The sequence below is a fragment of the Mycobacterium sp. GA-1199 genome (assembly GCF_001500045.1).
Lineage (GTDB): Bacteria > Actinomycetota > Actinomycetes > Mycobacteriales > Mycobacteriaceae > Mycobacterium.
The window spans coordinates 73,579-92,717 of the sequence record NZ_LQIX01000023.1; the positions used below are offsets into that span (position 1 = coordinate 73,579).

At 66.5% G+C, this 19,139-nt stretch carries 21 protein-coding genes and 1 pseudogene; 15 read left to right on the forward strand and 7 right to left on the reverse strand.

The window, feature by feature from the left end:
- The first annotated feature begins 55 nt into the window (after window positions 1-55).
- The 5 genes from AU198_RS15620 to AU198_RS15640 all read left to right on the forward strand — a co-directional run bounded on the left by AU198_RS15620 (window position 56) and on the right by AU198_RS15640 (window position 3,500).
- The gene (locus AU198_RS15620) at window positions 56-721 is read left to right on the forward strand and encodes a nitroreductase (protein WP_064349061.1); all 666 of its coding nucleotides are present in this window, start codon (window positions 56-58) and stop codon (window positions 719-721) included.
- A gap of 105 nt (window positions 722-826) precedes the next feature.
- Complete coding sequence (locus AU198_RS15625) at window positions 827-1,435, forward strand: sigma-70 family RNA polymerase sigma factor (protein ID WP_064349062.1); 609 nt, start codon at window positions 827-829, stop codon at window positions 1,433-1,435.
- Between the two features lie 13 nt (window positions 1,436-1,448).
- On the forward strand, window positions 1,449-2,171 hold the full coding sequence (locus tag AU198_RS15630; RefSeq protein ID WP_064349063.1) for an SDR family NAD(P)-dependent oxidoreductase: 723 nt from the start codon (window positions 1,449-1,451) through the stop codon (window positions 2,169-2,171).
- Window positions 2,172-2,201: 30 nt separating this feature from the next.
- Window positions 2,202-2,627, forward strand: a complete 426-nt coding sequence (locus tag AU198_RS15635) for a cupin domain-containing protein (RefSeq protein WP_064349064.1) — start codon at window positions 2,202-2,204, stop codon at window positions 2,625-2,627.
- Window positions 2,628-2,633: 6 nt separating this feature from the next.
- Complete coding sequence (locus AU198_RS15640; protein ID WP_064349065.1) at window positions 2,634-3,500, forward strand: hypothetical protein; 867 nt, start codon at window positions 2,634-2,636, stop codon at window positions 3,498-3,500.
- Window positions 3,501-3,586: 86 nt separating this feature from the next.
- Here the strand turns inward: AU198_RS15640 and AU198_RS15645 are convergent, their stop codons facing one another.
- A complete protein-coding gene (locus AU198_RS15645) occupies window positions 3,587-4,252 on the reverse strand; it encodes a nitroreductase family protein (RefSeq protein ID WP_064349067.1) in 666 nt (221 codons plus the stop codon).
- A gap of 128 nt (window positions 4,253-4,380) precedes the next feature.
- On the opposite strand from AU198_RS15645, the gene AU198_RS15650 reads away from it, so the two are divergent.
- Window positions 4,381-4,938, forward strand: coding sequence for a nuclear transport factor 2 family protein (locus AU198_RS15650; protein ID WP_064349069.1), 558 nt, complete (start codon window positions 4,381-4,383; stop codon window positions 4,936-4,938).
- A gap of 7 nt (window positions 4,939-4,945) precedes the next feature.
- Complete coding sequence (locus AU198_RS15655; protein ID WP_064349070.1) at window positions 4,946-5,734, forward strand: SDR family oxidoreductase; 789 nt, start codon at window positions 4,946-4,948, stop codon at window positions 5,732-5,734.
- Window positions 5,735-5,815: 81 nt separating this feature from the next.
- Here AU198_RS15655 and AU198_RS15660 read toward each other — a convergent pair whose 3' ends face one another.
- On the reverse strand, window positions 5,816-7,015 hold the full coding sequence (locus tag AU198_RS15660) for a cytochrome P450 (RefSeq protein ID WP_231744683.1): 1,200 nt from the start codon (window positions 7,013-7,015) through the stop codon (window positions 5,816-5,818).
- A gap of 97 nt (window positions 7,016-7,112) precedes the next feature.
- Here AU198_RS15660 and AU198_RS15665 point away from each other — a divergent pair, with 97 nt between their 5' ends.
- Genes AU198_RS15665 through AU198_RS15675 form a run of 3 tightly spaced genes read left to right on the forward strand, consistent with a single transcriptional unit; the run spans window position 7,113 to window position 9,211 of the window.
- The gene (locus tag AU198_RS15665; protein ID WP_064349447.1) at window positions 7,113-7,976 is read left to right on the forward strand and encodes a TIGR03619 family F420-dependent LLM class oxidoreductase; all 864 of its coding nucleotides are present in this window, start codon (window positions 7,113-7,115) and stop codon (window positions 7,974-7,976) included.
- 31 nt (window positions 7,977-8,007) lie between these two features.
- The gene (locus tag AU198_RS15670) at window positions 8,008-8,778 is read left to right on the forward strand and encodes an SDR family NAD(P)-dependent oxidoreductase (protein ID WP_064349071.1); all 771 of its coding nucleotides are present in this window, start codon (window positions 8,008-8,010) and stop codon (window positions 8,776-8,778) included.
- 1 nt (window position 8,779) lies between these two features.
- Entirely contained in the window at window positions 8,780-9,211 is a 432-nt protein-coding gene (locus tag AU198_RS15675) for a VOC family protein (protein WP_064349072.1), read from the forward strand.
- Window positions 9,212-9,215: 4 nt separating this feature from the next.
- On the opposite strand, the pseudogene AU198_RS15680 reads toward AU198_RS15675, so the two are convergent.
- The 4 genes and pseudogenes from AU198_RS15680 to AU198_RS15695 form a co-directional block, all read right to left on the reverse strand.
- A pseudogene (locus AU198_RS15680) lies at window positions 9,216-10,475 on the reverse strand (cytochrome P450).
- A gap of 89 nt (window positions 10,476-10,564) precedes the next feature.
- The gene (locus AU198_RS15685; protein WP_502689295.1) at window positions 10,565-11,317 is read right to left on the reverse strand and encodes an SDR family NAD(P)-dependent oxidoreductase; all 753 of its coding nucleotides are present in this window, start codon (window positions 11,315-11,317) and stop codon (window positions 10,565-10,567) included.
- A 60-nt stretch (window positions 11,318-11,377) separates the two neighbouring features.
- A complete protein-coding gene (locus AU198_RS15690) occupies window positions 11,378-12,010 on the reverse strand; it encodes a TetR/AcrR family transcriptional regulator (RefSeq protein WP_064349074.1) in 633 nt (210 codons plus the stop codon).
- Between the two features lie 54 nt (window positions 12,011-12,064).
- Entirely contained in the window at window positions 12,065-13,435 is a 1,371-nt protein-coding gene (locus tag AU198_RS15695; protein WP_064349075.1) for an LLM class flavin-dependent oxidoreductase, read from the reverse strand.
- 79 nt (window positions 13,436-13,514) lie between these two features.
- Between AU198_RS15695 and AU198_RS15700 the strand changes: the two genes are divergently transcribed.
- Entirely contained in the window at window positions 13,515-14,708 is a 1,194-nt protein-coding gene (locus AU198_RS15700; protein WP_064349076.1) for a cytochrome P450, read from the forward strand.
- Here AU198_RS15700 and AU198_RS15705 read toward each other — a convergent pair.
- Window positions 14,695-16,296 (reverse strand): GMC family oxidoreductase, encoded by a 1,602-nt coding sequence (locus AU198_RS15705; RefSeq protein ID WP_064349078.1) that lies wholly within the window; start codon window positions 16,294-16,296, stop codon window positions 14,695-14,697. The genes AU198_RS15700 and AU198_RS15705 overlap by 14 nt on opposite strands.
- Window positions 16,297-16,388: 92 nt before the next feature.
- Between AU198_RS15705 and AU198_RS15710 the strand changes: the two genes are divergently transcribed.
- The 4 genes from AU198_RS15710 to AU198_RS15725 all read left to right on the forward strand — a co-directional run bounded on the left by AU198_RS15710 (window position 16,389) and on the right by AU198_RS15725 (window position 19,130).
- Window positions 16,389-17,255, forward strand: coding sequence for an SDR family NAD(P)-dependent oxidoreductase (locus tag AU198_RS15710; RefSeq protein ID WP_064349079.1), 867 nt, complete (start codon window positions 16,389-16,391; stop codon window positions 17,253-17,255).
- A 124-nt stretch (window positions 17,256-17,379) separates the two neighbouring features.
- Window positions 17,380-17,535, forward strand: coding sequence for a DUF7218 family protein (locus AU198_RS26445; RefSeq protein ID WP_165595640.1), 156 nt, complete (start codon window positions 17,380-17,382; stop codon window positions 17,533-17,535).
- Between the two features lie 68 nt (window positions 17,536-17,603).
- Entirely contained in the window at window positions 17,604-18,299 is a 696-nt protein-coding gene (locus AU198_RS15720) for a DUF899 domain-containing protein (RefSeq protein WP_064349082.1), read from the forward strand.
- Between the two features lie 174 nt (window positions 18,300-18,473).
- The gene (locus AU198_RS15725; RefSeq protein WP_064349084.1) at window positions 18,474-19,130 is read left to right on the forward strand and encodes a hypothetical protein; all 657 of its coding nucleotides are present in this window, start codon (window positions 18,474-18,476) and stop codon (window positions 19,128-19,130) included.
- Window positions 19,131-19,139: the final 9 nt, after the last annotated feature.

The following is a 19,139-nucleotide window of genomic DNA, read 5'->3' on the forward strand; positions in this document are numbered from 1 at the left end:
GATCGGGTGAGGCTTTAAGCACAGCCGAAAGGCGTGATCTTCAGAAAGCGGAGCCATGGACGTCTACGACGCAGTCAAGAGCAGACGGGCGGTGCGGGGCTTCACCGACGAACCCGTCCCCATGCAGGTGCTCGAGCGTGTGCTCGACGCCGCCAGGTGGTCACCGTCGGGGTCCAACCTGCAGCCGTGGCGGATCTACGTCGTGACCGGCGAACCGCTGGAGCGGCTCAAGAAGCTCGCCACGGAGCGGGTGGCCGCGGGAGACCCGTGGGATGAGCGCGAGTACCAGCTGTACCCGCCCGAGCTGAAATCCCCCTACGGTGACCGCCGATCGGCGTTCGGCAGGGAGCGCTACAGCGCACTGGGCATCGAGCGCGAGGACTGGGAGGCCCGGCAGCGGGCCGCGATCGCGAACTGGGACTGCTTCGGCGCCCCCGCGGCCCTGTTCTGCTACATCGACCGCGATCTCGGCCGGCCGCAGTGGGCGGATCTGGGGATGTACCTGCAGACCGTGATGCTGCTCCTGCGCGCCGAGGGTCTGCAAAGCTGTCCGCAGATGGCCTGGTCCCAGGTCCGTGAGACCGTCGCGTACGCCGTACAACCGCCCGACGAGCTCATGTTGTTCTGCGGTATGTCGATCGGCTACCGGGACCCCGACGAGAGCTATATCCGCACGGGGCGGGCCCCGCTCGAGGAGACCGTCAGCTTCGTCGGCGACTGACCCACTACGGACTACGGACCGTGGACTACGGGTTCTCAAGGGTTCCTTTTGCCTGAGCGACGACGAGCGTGAGGTGTGACACCCGCGACTCGAGGAGACCGGATCATGACCATCACGTCCCTTCCCACCAGGACCGCCCCGGACCCAGAACTCGCCGCGCGGTTCACGCGCGACGTTCAACCCCTATTCGAGGTACTGGCGCGGGGAGCGCGCCGGTTGGCCCGCAACGACGCGGACGCCGAGGACCTGCTCCAGGATGCGCTCCTGCACGCCTACAGCGGGTTCGAGTCCTTCCGGGAGGGCAGCAACCTCAAAGCGTGGCTGTTCCGCATCCTCCACAACCGCTGGGTCAGCGCGCACCGCTGCAAACAACGCCGTGTGACCGAGGTCCCGGCGGACAACATGACCGAAGCCGAGTTGTTCGATTGCGCCGCAGACCAACCCGGCGCACTGCGGTCGGCGGAAGCCGAGGTGCTCGACACCCTGCCCCACGGTGACGTCAAAGCCGCGATGGCCGCGATGCCGGAGGGTTTCCGCGAGGTTCTCTACTACGCCGACGTCGAGGGATACACCTACGCCGAGACGGCGAAGATCCTCGATATCCCGATGGGCACCGTGATGTCGCGGATCTCGCGTGCCAGGCAGCGACTGCGCGTCGCGCTGGCCCACCTCGCCCACCACCCCGCAGAAACCCTCGAACACTGCATCGCCTGACTGGAGAACACCAATGGAGTTGGCCTACAAGAACGCATTGATCACCGGTGGCACAGCCGGGATCGGGCTCGCCTGTGCGCGGCTGTTCGCGCGCGAGGGAGCCGCGGTGATCATCACCGGTCGAGACGGCAAACGAGGGGAGCGGGCCGCATCCGGTATCGACGGCAACGTGCGCTTCGTCCGGACCGACCTCTCGGACATGGATTCGGTCGCATCGCTGCTCGAGCAGGCCGGCGACGTCGACATCCTGGTCAACAACGCCGCCGCTTTTCCCGCGGCGACCACCGTCGATCAGCAGATCGGCGCGTTCGAGCTGACCTTCGACACCAACGTGCGTGGATCGTACTTTCTGGCGGCGGGTCTGGTCCCGGGAATGCTGCAGCGAGGACACGGTTCGATCGTCAACGTCACCACGATGGTCGCGTCCAAAGGCGTGCCGGGCGCGGGGGTCTACAGCGCATCCAAGGCCGCCATCGAGTCGCTGACCCGTACGTGGGCCGCTGAGTTCGGCCCTGGCGGCGTCCGTGTCAACAGCGTCGCTCCCGGCCCGACGAAAACCGAAGGGGTCGAGGCTGAATGGGGTGAGACCAATGAAGAGCTCGGCCGCGCGCTGCCCTTGGGGCGTACGGCGAAGCCCCGGGAGATCGCCGAGGCGGTGCTGTTTCTGGCCTCACCGCGCGCGAGCTTCATCACCGGCTCGGTATTGCACGTCGACGGTGGTGGCTCGGCCACCTGACCCATCCAAAACGACCGGAGGAGAACGACAATGACCGAAAATCAGGACCCCTCGTGGGAGAACGCCCTGACCGTTGTGCAGGAGGCGCAACCGCCGTTCATCCCCGCCGAGGCACACGCCATGACCGTCGTGATCGACTACCCGCCGGGGAGTCCCGGCGCCCCGCCACACCGGCACCCCGGTGGACCCGCGTTCGGATATGTGCTCGAAGGCGAGATGTTGTTCGAGCTGGAAGGCCAACCGCCGCGGGTGATCCGGGCCGGCGAGGCGTTCTGGGAACCCGGCGGTGACGTCATCCACTACTCCGACGCCAACAACCGCGACGACACGCGCTGCCGGTTCACCGTGACGATGCTCTGCGCTCCGGATCAGCCGATGCTGGTACTGGTCGACGAAGCAGAACTCGCAGCGCGCAGGCATCTTCGGGTGCTCGTCGAGTCCGCTGCGCAGGAGTGAGCTCCGATGTCAAGAATCCTGTTGCAGACGACGATCTGTGCTCACCCCGAAGATTGGGACGTCTCGAGGTTTTCGCTGTTGGCCGACGAATTGCGCGCCGCAGGCCACGAGGTCCTCACACGCAACCGGGTCGACGGAGACGACGATCCGGTGCTCAGCCACCTCGACCGGCTCGGCTACGACCAGCTGTGGCTGATGGCCGTTGATGTCGGAAACGGGTTGACCGCAGCCGAAGCCGCGGCGATCATGCGGTTCCGCTACGCCGGCGGTGGTGTGCTCACCGCGCGGGACCACCAGGACCTCGGCTGTTGCCTCAATCGGCTTGGATCGCTCGGCCTTGTCAACGAGTTTCACGACGCCACAATCGATCCGGAGACGATGTGCGACGACCGAGACACGCCTGCCATCTCGTGGCCCAACTACCACTCCGGGGCCAACGGGGACTACCAGCGGGTGTTGACGTCCGAGCCGGCTCACGAGCTGCTTCGCACCGGGCGCACCGCCAGCGGGCGGATCGAGTGGTTCCCCGCGCATCCGCACGAAGGGCTGGTCTCGGCGGACGGCGTGCCGAATGCCACCGTGCTCGCGCAAGGCAGGAGTGCGACAACCGGCCGGGTGTTCAACCTCGCGGTTCTGCTCGACGGGGAGCGTGCGCCGGATGGCAGGCCGATGGGCCGGGCCGTCGCCGAGTCGACGTTTCATCACTTCGCCGACTACAACTGGGATATCGACTGCGGGGCACCATCGTTCGTGACCGAGCGGCCCGGCTCGCAGATCAAGGAGGATCCGTCGCGGCTGGATGCGTTCAAGGACTATGTCCGCAACGTCGCTGCGTGGTTGCATCCTGCCGCGCGGTTGGCGGTGGCCGTCTGAGGTCCCTCAGGTGCCGCGAGCGACCGCGAAATATCGCCAGAGCGCGGCGTGTCGGGGCGCAAACACGGTCGCTCGCGGAGGAGTGGTCAGCGCTTGCGGGCGCCTGCGCCGTAGATGATGTCACTGCGGTCGGCGTCCCAATGGTTGCGGAAGACGACGTCGGAGATGGGGCGTCGGCGCACCGGGCCGTGCCTGCCGCGCGGCCAGCCCACGACGATGTGCCCGGCCAGCGCCCACTCGTCCGGCACCCCTACCGCCCCCCGGATCAGCGCCTCGCCGTCGTAGGACGCCCAGCTGGTGAAGCACGCGCCGAGACCCTGCGCGCGGGCCGCGAGGTAGAAGTTCTGCATCGCGGGAAAGATCGAGCCGCCCTGCAGGAACTCGGACGAGAACTCGTTGCGGAATGCGGTGAAGAGCACCGAGGTGAGTTCGCCTGCGCGGTCGTGGAGTTCGTAAGTGGCACGGTTGTTGCGGGCGGCCCGGCTGTGGTCGTCATCGGCGGGTCGGCTCATGCCGTAGATCGACTCGATCGACCGCAGCGCCGCCTGAGCCGCCTGCGCGACGACGGTGCGCTGTTCGGGCGAGTCCAGCACGACGAACCGCCACAGCTGGGCGTTGGCGCCGTTGGGAGCCCAGGTCGCGGCCTCCAGGCAGCGGTCAAGCGTGGCCGCGTCGACCGGCTCGTCGGTGAACCGGCGGATGGCCCGCGCGGTGGCCAGAGTCTCCCAGACATCGTTGGTGGGCTGCGGCATGCTCCTCCGTTCGGCGGTCCTGCTCCTGCCCGTCGACCTTAGCGGGAAGGACCGGCGCGTTGAGGGAATGCTATACGATCGTATAACGTGCTGTACGGCCGTATAAGACGCCACGGAAGGGGCCCGCCATGACCACCGCCGACGATCTCGACCAGCTGCGCAGCCGGCTGCGGTACGTCGAGGACAGGATCGCGATCCTGGACTGTGTGATGAATCAGGCCCGCGGCCACGACCGTCACGACGCCGAACTGATGTCGAGTGTCTACTTCTCCGACGGCGTCGACGAACACGGTCCCGTGGTGAAGGTGGGAGCCGAGTATGCCGAATACGCCAACACCGCACACAGCGCGGTGTTCGAGGATCACCTGCACAACATCACCACCCACACCTGCGAGATCGACGGTGACGTCGCCCATGCCGAGAGTTACGTGATGGGCTCGATGCGGGCCAAGGGCGGCAAGGTGGTCGCGCTGATGGGCGGGCGCTACCTCGACCGCCTCGAACGCCGTGACGGCGAGTGGAAGATCGCGCTGCGGCGCTGCACGATCGAATGGATGATGCAGGGCGACTCGTCGGTGCTGGCGTCCGGTGCGGTGAAGGGCTTCATCAAGGGCAGGTGGGATCGGACCGACCTGTCCTACGCCCGGCCGCTGCAGATGGACAGCGAACCCGTCGACCGGTGGTGAGGCCCTAATGCACCTGCCACGGCGGGTCGCGCTGATCACCGGCGGCGGGTCAGGCATCGGACGTGCCGCAGCTCAACGCCTTTCGGCCGAAGGTATGCGCGTCTGCGTGCTGGACATCGACGGCGACGCCGCGCGTGCGGTGGCCGAGCCGCTCGGTGGGATGTCGCTGACGTGCGACGTCGCCGACGCCGACCAGGTGGCGACGGCGTTCGCACAGTGCGTCGAGGAGCTCGGCGGGCTCGACCTCGCGTTCCTGAACGCCGGGATCACCATCCGGTGGTCGGGCGACATCGGCACCCTCGATCTGGCCGAGTACCGGAAATCGTTGGGCGTGAACCTCGACGGTGTGGTGTACGGGGTGGCCAACGCGGTGCGCACGATGCGGACCCTTGGCCAGGGCGACCGTGCGATCCTGGCCACCGCGTCGCTCGCCGGACTCATGCCGTGGCATCCCGACCCGGTGTACTCGCTCGGCAAGCACGCCGTCGTCGGGTTGATGCGCTCGGTCGCTCCGGGCCTCGCCGCCGACCACATCGCGGTGCACACCATCTGCCCGGGCATCACAGAAACCGGTGCCCTCGGGGACCGGCGAGCGCTGGTCGAAGGCATCGGAGTGCCGGTGATGGAGCCGGAAGCCAGCGCGGACGCCGTCGTCGCGGCGGTGACGGCGCCACTTGACGCCACCGGGTCATGCTGGGTCGTCCAGCACGAAACCGACCCGTGGCCAATGCAATTCGCCGAGCTCGACACGCCCGACAACCGGCTCAACGTGCCGGCGAGGCGCTCCCGACACTGATCACCGCGCGCCGATTGTGCGTCCTACGACGGGTTTCCGGCGTGTCGCGTAGCTGAACGCACAGTCGGCGCACCGAAGGCCTCAGCCGAGCACCGCGGGCATCGAGTCCCAGCCACGTACCGTCGCCGTCGGTGCCCGCACGGCGTTGTCCGTGTCGATGGTCCAGTCGGGCCAGCGCTTGAGGATCTCCTCCAGGGCCACCCGGCCTTCGACGCGGGCCAGCGATGCGCCGAGGCAGAAATGCGTGCCCCGCCCGAACGACAGGTGGTTGTTGGCGACGCGGTGGATGTCGAACGTGTCCGGATCGTCGAACTTGGCCTCGTCACGGTTCGCCGATCCGCTCATCAACAGCAACGCGCTGCCGGCCGGAATCGTCTGCCCGTGGTACACAACGTCATTGGCGACGTAACGTGCGATGTGGTGTACCGGCGGCTCGTAACGCAGCACCTCCTCGACGGCGTTCGAGATCAGGCGCGGATCGCGGCTCAACTCGCGCCGCTGGTCCGGGTGTTCGCCGAGCAGCTTGCCCAGCCAGCCGAACAGCCGGCCAACGGTCTCGGTCCCCGCGTTGGCGATCACGCCGAGGAAGACCAGAAGCTCGTCGGTGCTCAACCGCCGCACCGCGCCGTCGATGTCGGTGAATTCGACGTTGAGCAGTTCGGTGACCAGATCGTCCGACGGGTTCTGTTCGCGCCAGGCGACGTAGTCGGCAAACATGTTGCCGTTGAAGTAGTTGTCCTTGCTGACGGGTAACGGCTCACCCGGCTTGTTGCGGAGCCGGCGACCGGCGACACTGCGCACCGATCGCTGCAGCGAGTCCGGCATGCCGACCAGCATCCCGATGACGCGCATCGGCATCTCGGCGCCGAGGTCCGTGGTGAAGTCGAAGCGATCACCGTCGCGCAACGGATCCAGGCATGCCCTGCAGAAGTTCCGCACCTGGTCCTCGATGGCCGCCATCTTGCGCGGGGTGAATGCGCGGGAGACCAACAGGCGGTGCACGGTGTGCAGGGGCGGGTCCTCGTTGATGAACACCCCCAGCGGCATAACCGGTTCGGCCTTGACCACCTCGAGGATGTCGCCCTTGGCCGAGCTGAGGTTCTCGACGTCGCGCAGCGCCGCCTCCACATCGGCGAACCGGCTCAGGCCCCAGAACCCGAACTTGTCGTTGTAGTACACCGGTGCCTCGTCGCGCAGCCGTCGGTACACCGGATACGGGTTGACGTCGATCGCCACGTCGTACGGGTCGTAATACAGCTCGTCGGTGATGGGCGCGGTCACGATGCAAGCCTTCGAGCCGGAGCTGCGCTTGTTGTACGAACGTATGGCATTGTACGATCGTATGGCACAACCGGCGGCGGCGTAAAGGAGCGTGACGGTGGACCTCGGTTTCGTCTCGCTCAACACACCGCGCGACCTCCCACCCGACGTTCTTGCCGTCGAGCTCGAAGCCCGTGGATTCGAGTCGCTGTGGGTCGGCGAACACCCGCAGATTCCCGTGGCCGCCCGCGACCAGCTCCCCGCCGGCCTACTCGACGCGCAGAAACAGATGTGGGATCCATTCCTGTCGCTGCTGATCGCTGTCCGGGCGACGACGACGTTACGGGCCGGCACCTCGGTGGTATTGCCGCTGGAGCGCGAATTGTTCACGTTCGCGAAGCAAGTCGCGACTCTGGATCAACTGAGCCAGGGGCGCCTCGTGCTCGGCGTGGGGGTCGGAATGCGCACGGAACTGGAGACGAGCAGCCCGATCGCGTGGAAGGACCGGTACCGGGCGCTGGCCGACATGGTCGCCGCGCTGAAGAAGCTGTGGACCCACGACGAAGCCGAACACCACGGAGAGTTCTACGAATTCGAGCCGGTCTGGTCCCAGCCCAAGCCGTTCCAGCGGCCGAACCCACCGCTGTTGGCCGCCACCACCGGGCCGAAGGCGACACGCGAGTGCTTGGCCTGGGCTGACGGCTGGCTGCCCGGAGATGCCGCGTTCCGCGATCTTGCCGCGGCGCTGGCCGACTACCGGCATGCGGCCGAGGACGCGGGCCGCGACCCGGCGACGCTGGACCTGACGGTCATGGCCTGGGGTGACCCGAAGCCCGAGCGACTCACCCGGTACCGGGACCTCGGCTTCAACCGTGTCGTGCTGGGCGGCGGCCGCCGCGACGGTAACGACCCGTCGACGACGCTGGACTACCTGGATCGCTACGCGAGTGTCACCGACGAACTCCGTGGACCGCCAACCTGATAGACCACACCAGAATGGAAAGGACGTGCATGTGAACGACAGATTCTCGATGGAGGGACGGGTCGCCGTCATCACCGGCGGCGGAACCGGCATCGGCCGCGGTTCGGCACTGACACTGGCCGAGCGCGGCGCCGACATCGTGCTCGCCGGACGCCGAACCGAACCGCTGAAATCCACCGTCACCGAGATCGAGGCGCTCGGGCGCCGCGCGCTCGCCGTGCCGACGGACGTGACCCAGGCCGACGCATGCCGCGAGCTGGTCGCCACGACACTGGCTGAGTTCGGCCGCCTCGACGTGCTGGTGAACAACGCCGGCGGCGGTGAGACGAAGTCGATCATGAAGTGGACCGACGATGAATGGCAGCACGTCCTCGACCTGAACCTGTCCAGTGCCTGGTACCTGTCCCGCGCCGCGGTCGAGCCGATGATCAAGCAGGGCAAGGGAGCGATCGTCAACATCTCGTCGGGCGCCAGCCTGCTGGCCATGCCCCAGGCGGTCGCCTACGCCGCGGCCAAGGCCGGACTGAACAACCTGACCGGATCGATGGCGGCCGCCTGGACCCGCAAAGGCGTGCGGGTCAACGCGATCGCCTGCGGAGCGATTCGTACGCCGGGCCTCGAATCCGACGCTGCGCGCCAGGGTTTCGACATCGACATGATCGGCCAGACGAATGGTGCCGGGCGTGTCGGCGAACCCGACGAGATCGGCCACGGCGTGCTGTTCTTCGCCTCCGATGCCTCCAGCTTCTGTTCGGGCCAGACGCTGTACATGCACGGCGGCCCCGGTCCGGCGGGGGTGTGACATGGGTGTCAGTCATGTCGGTCTGCGCGTGCGCGACATCGACGCCTCGAAGCGGTTCTACGAAGCACTCGGCTTCACCGAGGTGAAAAGGTTGACCATCCCCGACGAGATGGCAGCCGGGCTTCTTCCGCTCTCACCGCCGATCGGATTCGAAGCCGCCTATCTGCAGCAGGAGGACGGCTTCGTCTTGCAACTGCTGACGTTCTCGGGGCACCCGGCACCCGATGAGCCTGAACGCGGCATGGTCGGTGCAGGCCTGACGCACCTGTCGATCGCCGTCGACGACATCGCCGCGGCACAGGCGGCGCTCACCTCCGCCGGCGGCACGATCGTCGCCGACCCCGGCGGCGGATTCGCCTGCATGGCCCGCGATCCCGAGGGTCAGCTGATCGAGTTGGTGCATAACAAGGTGCGACCGGTGCCGCCCGCCTGATCGGCTAGAAATCGATCACCGCAGCGTCTTTGCGCTCGGTGATCGGGCGGGCCAGGCCCTGCTCGTCACAGATGCGCTGCAGACGGTCGACCGTTTCGTCCAGTCCCGGTCCAAGCGCCCGACCGGGCGTGAAGGTCGCGGGCAGGTGACGCATGCCCTGGATGACGCCGATGGTGTCGTAGTGAACGGTGCCGTCCGGATCGCACCGGTAGTCGGGCATACGGTCGAGCACCGCGCACAGCATGGATTTGAACACCGTCCGGGCGACGTTGGAACCGATTCATCGGTGTACCCCGAGCCCGAAACTGAAGTGCCGGTTCGCCTTCCGGTCGAGAACGAGGTCATCGGGATCGTCGAACAGAGATGGGTCACGATTCGCCATCGCCCACGACAGCCACAGGCGCTCGCCCTCTTTCAGCGTGACGCCGTCGAGGTCCATGTCCTCCGAGATCGTCCGGGCATCACCCGGCGCGGGGGTGAAGTAGCGCAAGAACTCCTCGGTGGCCGGGTTGAGCAACGCCGCACGTTGCGTGCTGAGCCGCTCGCGTTGGTGGGTGTGCTCACCGAGCCACTCGAGTGTGTGTGCGGTCAGAGCCGTCGTGGTGTCGAAGCCTCCACCGATGAGCAGGTTGAGCATGCCGATGAGCTCGATATCGGGTGGCGCCTCACCGTCGATCCGTAACCGGGCCAGCGCGTCGATGATGCCCGGACGCGGGTTGTCGCGGATCTCGGCGAGATTGGTGAACAGGTCGACGCCCATCGCCATGTACAACTCCCGAACGCGTTCTGCATCGGGTGAGTCCGGCGGGGTGTAGACCGACGCGTGTGCCGGTTCGTTGTACATCCGCCACTTGGCCAGTGGGACTCCCAGCATGGCCAGGGTCAACACCGCGGGCACGACATTCGCGAGGTCGTCGACGAAATCGATTCGGCCCGACTCGATGTGGTCGTCCAGGCAGGCGCGTACCACCTCGTCGACGAACGGCTGCCACCGCTTGACCGCTGCCGGAGACAGGTAGGGGTTCAACGCGTCGCGGTAGTAGCGGTGCTCGGGGTCGTCCATCTCCAGCATGCCGCCGCGGAAATTGCCCGCATCGAGCATGGTCGGAATCGAGATGCCCTTGTAGCCGCGCCGCTCGTTGTGCACATCGTGGTCGTTGGAAACGTGCGGGCACCGGGCGAGTTCGAAGACCTCGTGACCACCCGCGGCGACCCAGTGCCCGCCGTAGGTGCCGGTCCACGCGAGCGGGCATTTGCGATGCATATCGTGGGTGATGTTCAGAAACTGGCTGCGGTACTCCGGTCGGTGGCGGTCGAAGTGGTACTCGCGCCGTGCGATCTCGTCTGTTGTACTCACAGCACCGCTCCTCCGTTTACTCCGATGACCTGACCGGTGACGTAACCCGCACCCTCCGAGCACAAGAACGCACAGGTGGCCGCCACATCGTCGGGAGCGCCGAGTCGTCCGGCCGGTATCGCGCGCACCAGCATCTCGGCCGGCGGCAGCTTCTTGGCGCGCTGTTGTTCGCGCAACATCGGGGTGTCGATGACGAACGGCGGGACGGTGTTGGCGGTGATTCCCCTCGCCGCATACTCCGCGGCGACCGTCTTGGTCATCGCGATGACCCCACCCTTGGTCGCCGAGTAGTGACCCTGACGGACGGCGCCGTTCTGACCCGCGGCCGACGAGATCGTCACGATCCGCCCCCACTGCGATGCGACCATGTCGGGCAGCGCGGCCTGTATGCACAGGAAGGTGCCCGTCAGATTGACCGCGAGGTAGCGGTTCCACTCGTCGAGGGTGATCTCCTCGAACTTGGTGAACCCGGCCAACGCGGCACTGGTCACGAGAATTTCGGTCGGGCCCAACGACTTCCGTGCCGTCTCGAACGCTCGATGCACGGCTGCCTGATCGGATACGTCGGCACAGATACCGACCGCGTGGGCTCCCGCAGCCTGCAGATCGTCGGCGACCTGGAATGCGGAGTCACCGTTGACATCCAGCACCGCGACGGAATGCCCTGCCCGGGCGAGATGTTCGGCTATCGAGCGGCCCAGCCCCGAGCCGCCGCCGGTGACCACTGCCACGCGGTTCACGTCGTCCATCCCCTCGCCATAGCACTGCCTGCTGTACGAACGTACAACCTATGCAGTCGTATAGCAAGGTCAGCGGCGAGCGGTCGAGTCCTTCCGCGGCTTGCGACGCGCGGGCCGCGGTTCGATCGCGTCGAGGTATTTCTCGACCGCCTTGACGACCTCGGTGTGGGCGGCGTCGACGCCGACACCCTCTTCGAGGTTGAGGAACTTGGGGATTCCGGTGATCAGCAGGACGGCGGCGCCCAGCGACAGGTCGCCATCCAACCGGGTGCGAGCGCCGTACCGCTGTGCCAGCGCGTCGATCTGGATCTTGCGGACCCGGTTGGTTACCTCGGCGATCTCCGAGGCGATGGACTTCCGATGGTTGCCCAGGGCCATGAACTCGGTGATCAGTGCGCCGGTCGCCTCGTCCCAGCTGTACTCCCACAGAGCGTGCAACGGGTCCTCGGACCGCGTCTCGAGCGCCTTGCTCAGCACCGCGAGGTTGCGCTCGGAGTAGCGGCGGATCGCGGCGAGGAAAATGTCGTCGAGCGAGGGGAAGTAGTACTGCACCAGGCTCGCGGTGACGCCCGCTCGGGCCGCCAGCGCGCGGTAGCTCACGCTGGCATATCCCTCTTCGAGCATCATCTTCTCGACGGAGTCGAGCAGGGTGTCACGCGTCTTGGACGTCTCCGCGCCGACGCGGCGGGGCGCTGCTGCCATCGTCACCTCTCAGATTGGCTGACGAACATTCTCGCACCCGTCGCGCCGCGGCCCTCAGCTGAACATGCCTCGATATCCGAACGCCGGATGTCGTGGGCTGATGTGGGGGTCGTCTGCGTCGAAGATCTTCTCCCGCAGAGTGCCGGGCCGGTACTCGGCCTGCATCAGGCCCTTGTCCTGGAGCACCGGTACGACGTGGTCGAAGAACTCGTCGTAGCTCTCCGGCATCAGCATGTTCATGATCTGCACGCCGTCCGACCCGGCGGCCTGGAACTCGAGCAACCGGGTCGCGATGGTCTCCGGCGATCCGACCACCATCTGCGGCAACGACATCGTCGACAGGAAGTCGTTGATGGTCGGCGTTCCGCCGTCGGGCCACGCGTTGATCAACGAGAGAAACGCTCCGCGGATCCCCGGCATCTCGTCGATGAGATCGACCAGCGGTGTCGCCGGGTCGTACTGACCCAGGTCCATGCCGCTCAGGCTGGCGAAGTACGCGGTCTGCGCCTCGGCGCTGCGCCACTGTTCCAGCTCCATCCATTTGCGGTTGGCCTCCTCGTCGGTGGAACCGACGACGAACATCAGCCCCTGCAGGAACAAGATGTCCGCTTCGGAGCGCCCGTGCTGGCGTGCCAATCCCCGCACGGTGGCGACCTGCTGGGCGATGGTCTCGGGGGTGAACGCCGACAGGAACATCAGTTCGGCGTGATGGGCTGCGAATTCGAGGCCCGCAGGCGAGCCGCCGGCTTGTGCCAGCAGTGGGACCCGTTGCGGCGACGGCTCCATCAGGTTGTAACCGCGAACGCTGTAGCGCTGTCCGACGTGATTGATCTCGTGCACCTTCGCCGGATCGGTGTAGACACCGCGTGCCGGGTCGTCGACCACCGCGCCGACGTCCCAGGACCCTTCCCACAGTTTGTAGGCGACGTCGACGTACTCCTTCGCCCACTCGTAACGGTCGTCGTGTGACATCCCGCCGGGCACACCGAGATTGGCGAAAGCGCGCTCATTGGCCGAGGTGACGATGTTCCAGCCGACCCGGCCGCCGCTGAGATGGTCGAGCGTGGAAACCTGTCTGGCGAAAACGAAAGGGTGCTGCTGGATCACCGAACTCGTGTAGAGGAACCCGATGTGCTCGGTCTCGCGTGCGAGCGCGGGGATCAGCATCGTGCAGTCGCCGATCGGCACGTTCATGGCCTGTTCGAAGACCACGTCGCCCGACCCGTTGTACTCGCCCTGCACACCGAGCGTGTCGGTGAAGAAGAACGCGTCGATCTTGGCGGCCTCGGCCTTGCGCGCCAGGTCCGTCCACAGGTCGAAGGTCTTGAAATCCCGGTTGCGGGCGCGCGGATGCCGCCAGCCGCCGTGGAAGTTGTGACCGACCGAGTTCATCACGAGCAGGGTGAAGATCATGCGCTTGGCCATCGACTCGCTCCTTCTTCGTCCCTATACGACCGTACAGCCGATGCTATATGCTCGTACAAACTTTCCGAGGAGAAACGGTGTGAGCGACCTTTACTACGACCCCTGGGACGTCGCAATCGATCTCGACCCCTATCCGACGTACCGCAGGCTGCGCGACGAGGCTCCGCTGTATCACAATGAGCGTCACGGCTTCTGGGCCGTCAGCCGCTACGACGACGTAGACGCCGCGTTGCGGGACACCGCGCGGCTCAGCTCGGCCAAGGGCGACATTCTCGAGGTCGTCATGGTCGACCCGGTGATGCCGCCGGGAGTGTTCATCAACGAGGACCCGCCGCTGCACACCATCCACCGCGCGATCGTGTCCCGGGCCTTCACACCCAAGCGGATCAGGGCGGTCGAGGAGAAGGTCCGGGCCTTCTGCGTCGCGTGTCTGGACCCGTTGATCGATGGCGACCGTTTCGACTTCGTGGTTGACCTCGGCGCCGAACTGCCCATGAAGACCATCGGCATGCTGGTCGGTATCCCCGACGCCGAACAGCCGGCGGTCCGGGCCCACGCCCACGAGACGCTGCGCAACGAGCCGGGCAAGCCGTTGCCGGTGGACAAGGACCACTACTTCGACGGAGACATGTTCGCCGATTACGTTGCGTGGCGCGAGGACAACCCGTCCGACGACCTGATCACCGAACTGCTCAACGTGGAGTTCACCGATGAGACGGGCGCCGTCCGCGGGCTCACCAAAGAGGAGATCGTCGTTTTTCTGGCCGTCGTGGCCGGTGCGGGTGTCGAGACGACCGGCCGGCTGTTCGGCTGGATGGGCAAGGTGCTCGCCGAACATCCGGATCAGCGCAAGGAGCTGGCCGCCGACCTGTCCCTGGTGCCGGGCGCCATCGAAGAACTGTTGCGCTACGAGCCGCCGGGTCCGCACGTCGCGCGCTACGTCGCCACCGAGGACGTGCAGTTCCAGGGACGAACCGTGCCTGCGGGCAGCGCGCTGTTGATGATGCTGGCGTCGGCCAATCGCGACGAGCGCCACTTCGCCGACCCCGACCGCTTCGACATCCACCGCAAGCCCGGCGGGCATTTGACCTTCGGCCGTGGGGCGCACTTCTGCGTCGGCGCACCGTTGGCCCGGTTGGAGGGCCGGATCGCGTTGGAGGAGGTGCTCAAGCGTTGGCCCGAATGGGACATCGACCTTGAAAGTGCCCGCCGCTCAAGGTCGTCCACCGTGCGCGGGTGGGACACCATGCCGGCGGTCGTCAGCCGTCGATGATCCGGTCGGCGGCCCGCCAGGCCATCGCCATGATCGGCCCGTTGAGGTTGCCCGCCACCATGGTCGGCAACACGGAGCAGTCGACGACCCGCAAATCGTCGACTCCGCGGACGCGCAACTCGCTGTCGACCACGTCGTCGTCGCCGGGGCCCATCGCGCACGTACCGATGGCGTGGTAACCGCAGTATCCACCCTCGAGGGCGGCATCGACGAGTTCATCGTCGCTGCACACCTGGGGACCGGGGTACGTCTCGTGGCTGATCCGCTCGGCGATCGGCGACTGTTCGAAGATGGTGCGCATCCGGCGCAGCAGACGCACCGTCGTGTCCCGGTCCCCGGGGCTGGACAGGTAATTGGGGTCGATCCGCAGCGCAGTGTCGGGCCGGTTCGAGGTGATCTCCACGCTTCCTTGTGACGTCGGGCGCAGCACCATGCCGAGGCAGGAGATGCCGGGCTCACGTTCGATGCTCACCGGTTCGCCGCTGGTGTTGTAGGGCGGAAGCGTCCATGGGCCCATCATGATCTGGCCGTCGACGCGGTCGGCGTCCTCATGTGACTTGGCAAACGCCACGATGTCGAACGACGGTGCGGCCAGCGGGCCCTTCCGGCTCGCCAGGTATTTCATGCCGGAGATGGCCTGGCCGACGTTGCTCGAGAGCAACTTGTTGTACCCGAGGTCCTCCTTCAGCCTGAACCGCAATGCCGCACAGCGGTGTTCGCGCATCCGGCGGCCGACGTTGTCCCGCTCGAGGACGACGGGCACGCCTGCGGCCTTCAAGACCTCCCGCGGGCCGATCCCGGACAGCTGAAGCAGTCGTGGGCTGTTGAGGCTGCCGAGCGAAAGGATGACTTCTCGGCGGGCCCGGACCTCGGCGGCGCCGCGCGGACCGTGGATCACCAATCCGACCGCCCTGCCGTTCTCGATCAGGATGCGACGGGCGACGGTGTTGGTTGCGACGGTCAGATTCGACCGCCGCAGAGCCGGTTTCAGGAATGCGCGGGCCGCACTCACCCGCCGCCCGTCGCGGATGGTGGAGGTGGCGTACCCGACCCGCTCGGCGTCGGACTCGTTGATGTCTTGGACCCTGCCGAAACCTGCACGGGTGGTCGCCGTGATCATCTCTTCGCACAACGGATCGGGGTCCTTGGGCACCGAAATGTGCAGTGGGCCACCGGTGCCGCGGGTGGGGGAGGCGCCGAACTCGTTGTGCTCGAGGGCTTTGAAGATCGGCAACATGTCGTCCCAACCCCAGCCCTTGTTGCCGAGCCGTTCGAGGTGATCGTAATCGGCGCGGTTGCCCCGGTTGTAGATCATCCCGTTGATCGAACTGGAGCCGCCGAGCACCCTGCCGCGCATCCACTGTTCACTATGGCGGTCCGGGCCGAAGGGGGTGGTGGTGTAGTGCCACATGTACTTCTCGTTCTCGAACAGCATCCCGGAACCCTTGGGAATCCGAAGCAACGGATGGCGGTCCGGACCGCCGGCCTCGACGAGTAGCACCGAGACTCGGGGATCGGCTGACAATCGGTTGGCGAGAACACATCCGGCCGATCCGGCCCCGGCGACGATGTAGTCGTACGTGGTCATTCTGGTCCTTCCGAGCCCGGGTCGAACTGATCCGCTGTACGAGCGTACAGTACAGCCTCGAAGTCGATCCGGCGTTCGAGGAGAGTGATCAGGTGAGCGAGACCGTCGCGGTGGTGACAGGGGCCAGCCGCGGTGCAGGCGCGGGTATCGCACGCGCACTGGGGAGCCACGGGTGCACCGTCTACGTCACGGGGCGAACCCAGAACGGCGGCAACACAGAGGGTTCGCGGTTGTCGGGCACGATCGACGAGACCGCGCAGGCGGTCACCGACGCGGGCGGCAAGGGTATCGCCGTGCGCGTCGACCACGGCGACGACGATCAGGTCAAGGCGCTGTTCGATCGGATCGCCCGCGAGCAGGGGCGTGTCGACATCCTGGTGAACAACGCGGCGCTGATCCGCGACGAGATGATGGGCCGCACGAAGTTCTGGGAAGAACCGCTGAACGTCATCGACACCCTCGACGTCGGGCTGCGCAGCAGCTATGTCGCAACCGTCTATGCCGCGCCGCTGATGCTTCCCCAGCGCAGCGGCCTGGTCGCGTTCACATCGTCGTCGGGCGCCGTGCATTACGCGTTCGGGCCGGCGTACGGAGTGCCGAAGGCCGGTACCGACAAGATGGCCGCTGACATGGCTTTCGACTTCCGGGAATTCGGGATTGCCGCGGTGTCCATATGGATGGGTTCGCTGTTGACCGAGCGGGTCCGCGGGATCATCGCGAGCAACCCCGAAAAGTTCGGGCACATCACCGATACCGCCGAAACACCCGAGCTGACCGGGCATGTCATCTGGGCGCTGTATCGCGATCCGGATCTATCGGAGGTGAGCGGCCAAACGCTCATCGGGGCGGAGTTGGCGGTCAAGTACGGCATCAAAGACGACGGCGATCGTCAGCCACCGTCATACCGCGACATGTTCGACGTTCACCCGGCCAAGCAGTATCCGCACGTCATGCGGTGATTTACGCACGCTGGCGGAGGTGTGAGCGTGCGCCAACCGTCGAAATTTCGCGGCGCGTCGTGTGCAGACATGCACGCTCGCGGGTATTCGGTACGCACGTGCAACCACCAGCGAGGAGGCCACGATGGCGAAGGATCACGGTTCCAGCGTCAAGAACGACAAACAGTACGAGGGCCTGCGCAAAAAGGGCATGAGCAAGTCGCGTGCGGCGGCCATCGCGAACACGCCCGATGCGTCGAAGAAGGGCGGCAAGAAATCCGGCGGATCCAAGAAAAGCTGACGATGACTTTCGGCCGCTGAGTCGGTCATAACCTGCGAGTGCCACCACCACCGCAGGAGGAACATCGGATGTCCGTCCCGACCCAACCGGCCGCCTTACCGCCCGTCGTCGATCAGGCGACCTGGCGCGCCGCCCTCGACGACCTGCGCCGCCGCGAGAAGGCGGCGACACGCGAACTGGACGCCATAGCCGCCCAGCGCAGACGGCTGCCCATGGTCCGCATGCCCGATTACACGTTGATCGGGGAGCACGGGCCGGTCCGGCTCGCCGACGTGTTCGAGGGGCGCTCCCAGCTGATCGTCTACAACCACATGTGGACCGACGGCGCGCAGTGGCAGTGCGGCGGCTGCACCGGGTTCACCTCGCAGTTCACCCGGCTGGAATTCCTCGACAACTACGACGCCCGCTTCGTCGTCGTAACCAACGGCCCGATCGAAGAGGCGCTGGCCTACCGCACCAAGGTCGGTAACCGGATGGACTGGTACTCGTCGTCGGAGAGTTCGTTCGGGGCCGACGTCGACGCCGCGCCCGGTGAAGGCTTCGCGGTCAACGTGTTTCTGAGAGACGGCGATGCGGTCTACCGGACCTGGCACACCAACGGTCGCGGCACAGAACAACTCAGCCACTCGTTCGCGCTCATCGACCTCCTGCCGTGGGGCCGCCAGGAGGAGTGGCAGGATTCGCCGGAGGGTTGGCCGCAGCGGCCGACGTATTCGGGCTGGCTGGATTCGCCCGACATCGCGCGAGCGTACGGCCCGGGCTGAACCCTCGAGGCATTGCTGATGCGCGACTGCCCACCTCTCAGCGAATGATTCGCTGACAACGAATATTTCGCTGCGAGGTGGGCACTAGCCCAACGGTCTCCCGACCGGCTGTTGTCGCGACCGCCCGCGTTCATGGTCGGCGCAACGGTGGCATCCTGGCTTCATGGGATTGGTATGGGCCTGATCATCCGCCTGCTCGAGTTGCTGATCGTGCTGGTTCCGCTCGCCGGCGTGCTCTACGGGGGGTGGCGGGCGTTGACGGCGGCGCGCGCCCGGCAGGACGCCGGCCGCGAGCAACTCGCCGACACGGCACCGCAGCCTGCGAGCGGAACGGCGATGCAGTGGCAGGCGGTCGCTCGTGCGGTGAAGGCGCACGACCGCACCGACACCCGTTGGCTCGAGTACGAGCTCGACGTCGCAAAGCTGCTCGACTATCCGCTGATGACCGACATGCGCGATCCGCTGACCGAGCGGTTCCATCGGACCAAGTTGCGGGCCGATTTGTTGCGTCCGGGCACGGCCGAGGATCTCGTCGACGACGTCGAAGCGGCGCGCGAGTACGTCGACGCCGTCACCGAATACGTCACCGCATTCGAGGCCGCCGAGAGCGAGGCGGTCCGTCGTCGGCGCAGCGATTTCTCCACACAGGATCAGCAGCGCATCGCCCGCGCCCAGAGCATGTTGCGCGTCGCGACCGACACCGCGGCCACTCCGCAGGAACGCGAACGCGGCTACGAGCTCGCCCGCCGCGAACTGGAGGGCCTGGTCGTGCTGCCCGAGCGCGCCCGCGTCGCGATCGAGCGCGGTATCGCCGGCGAACTCGACGGCTGACACACCGGA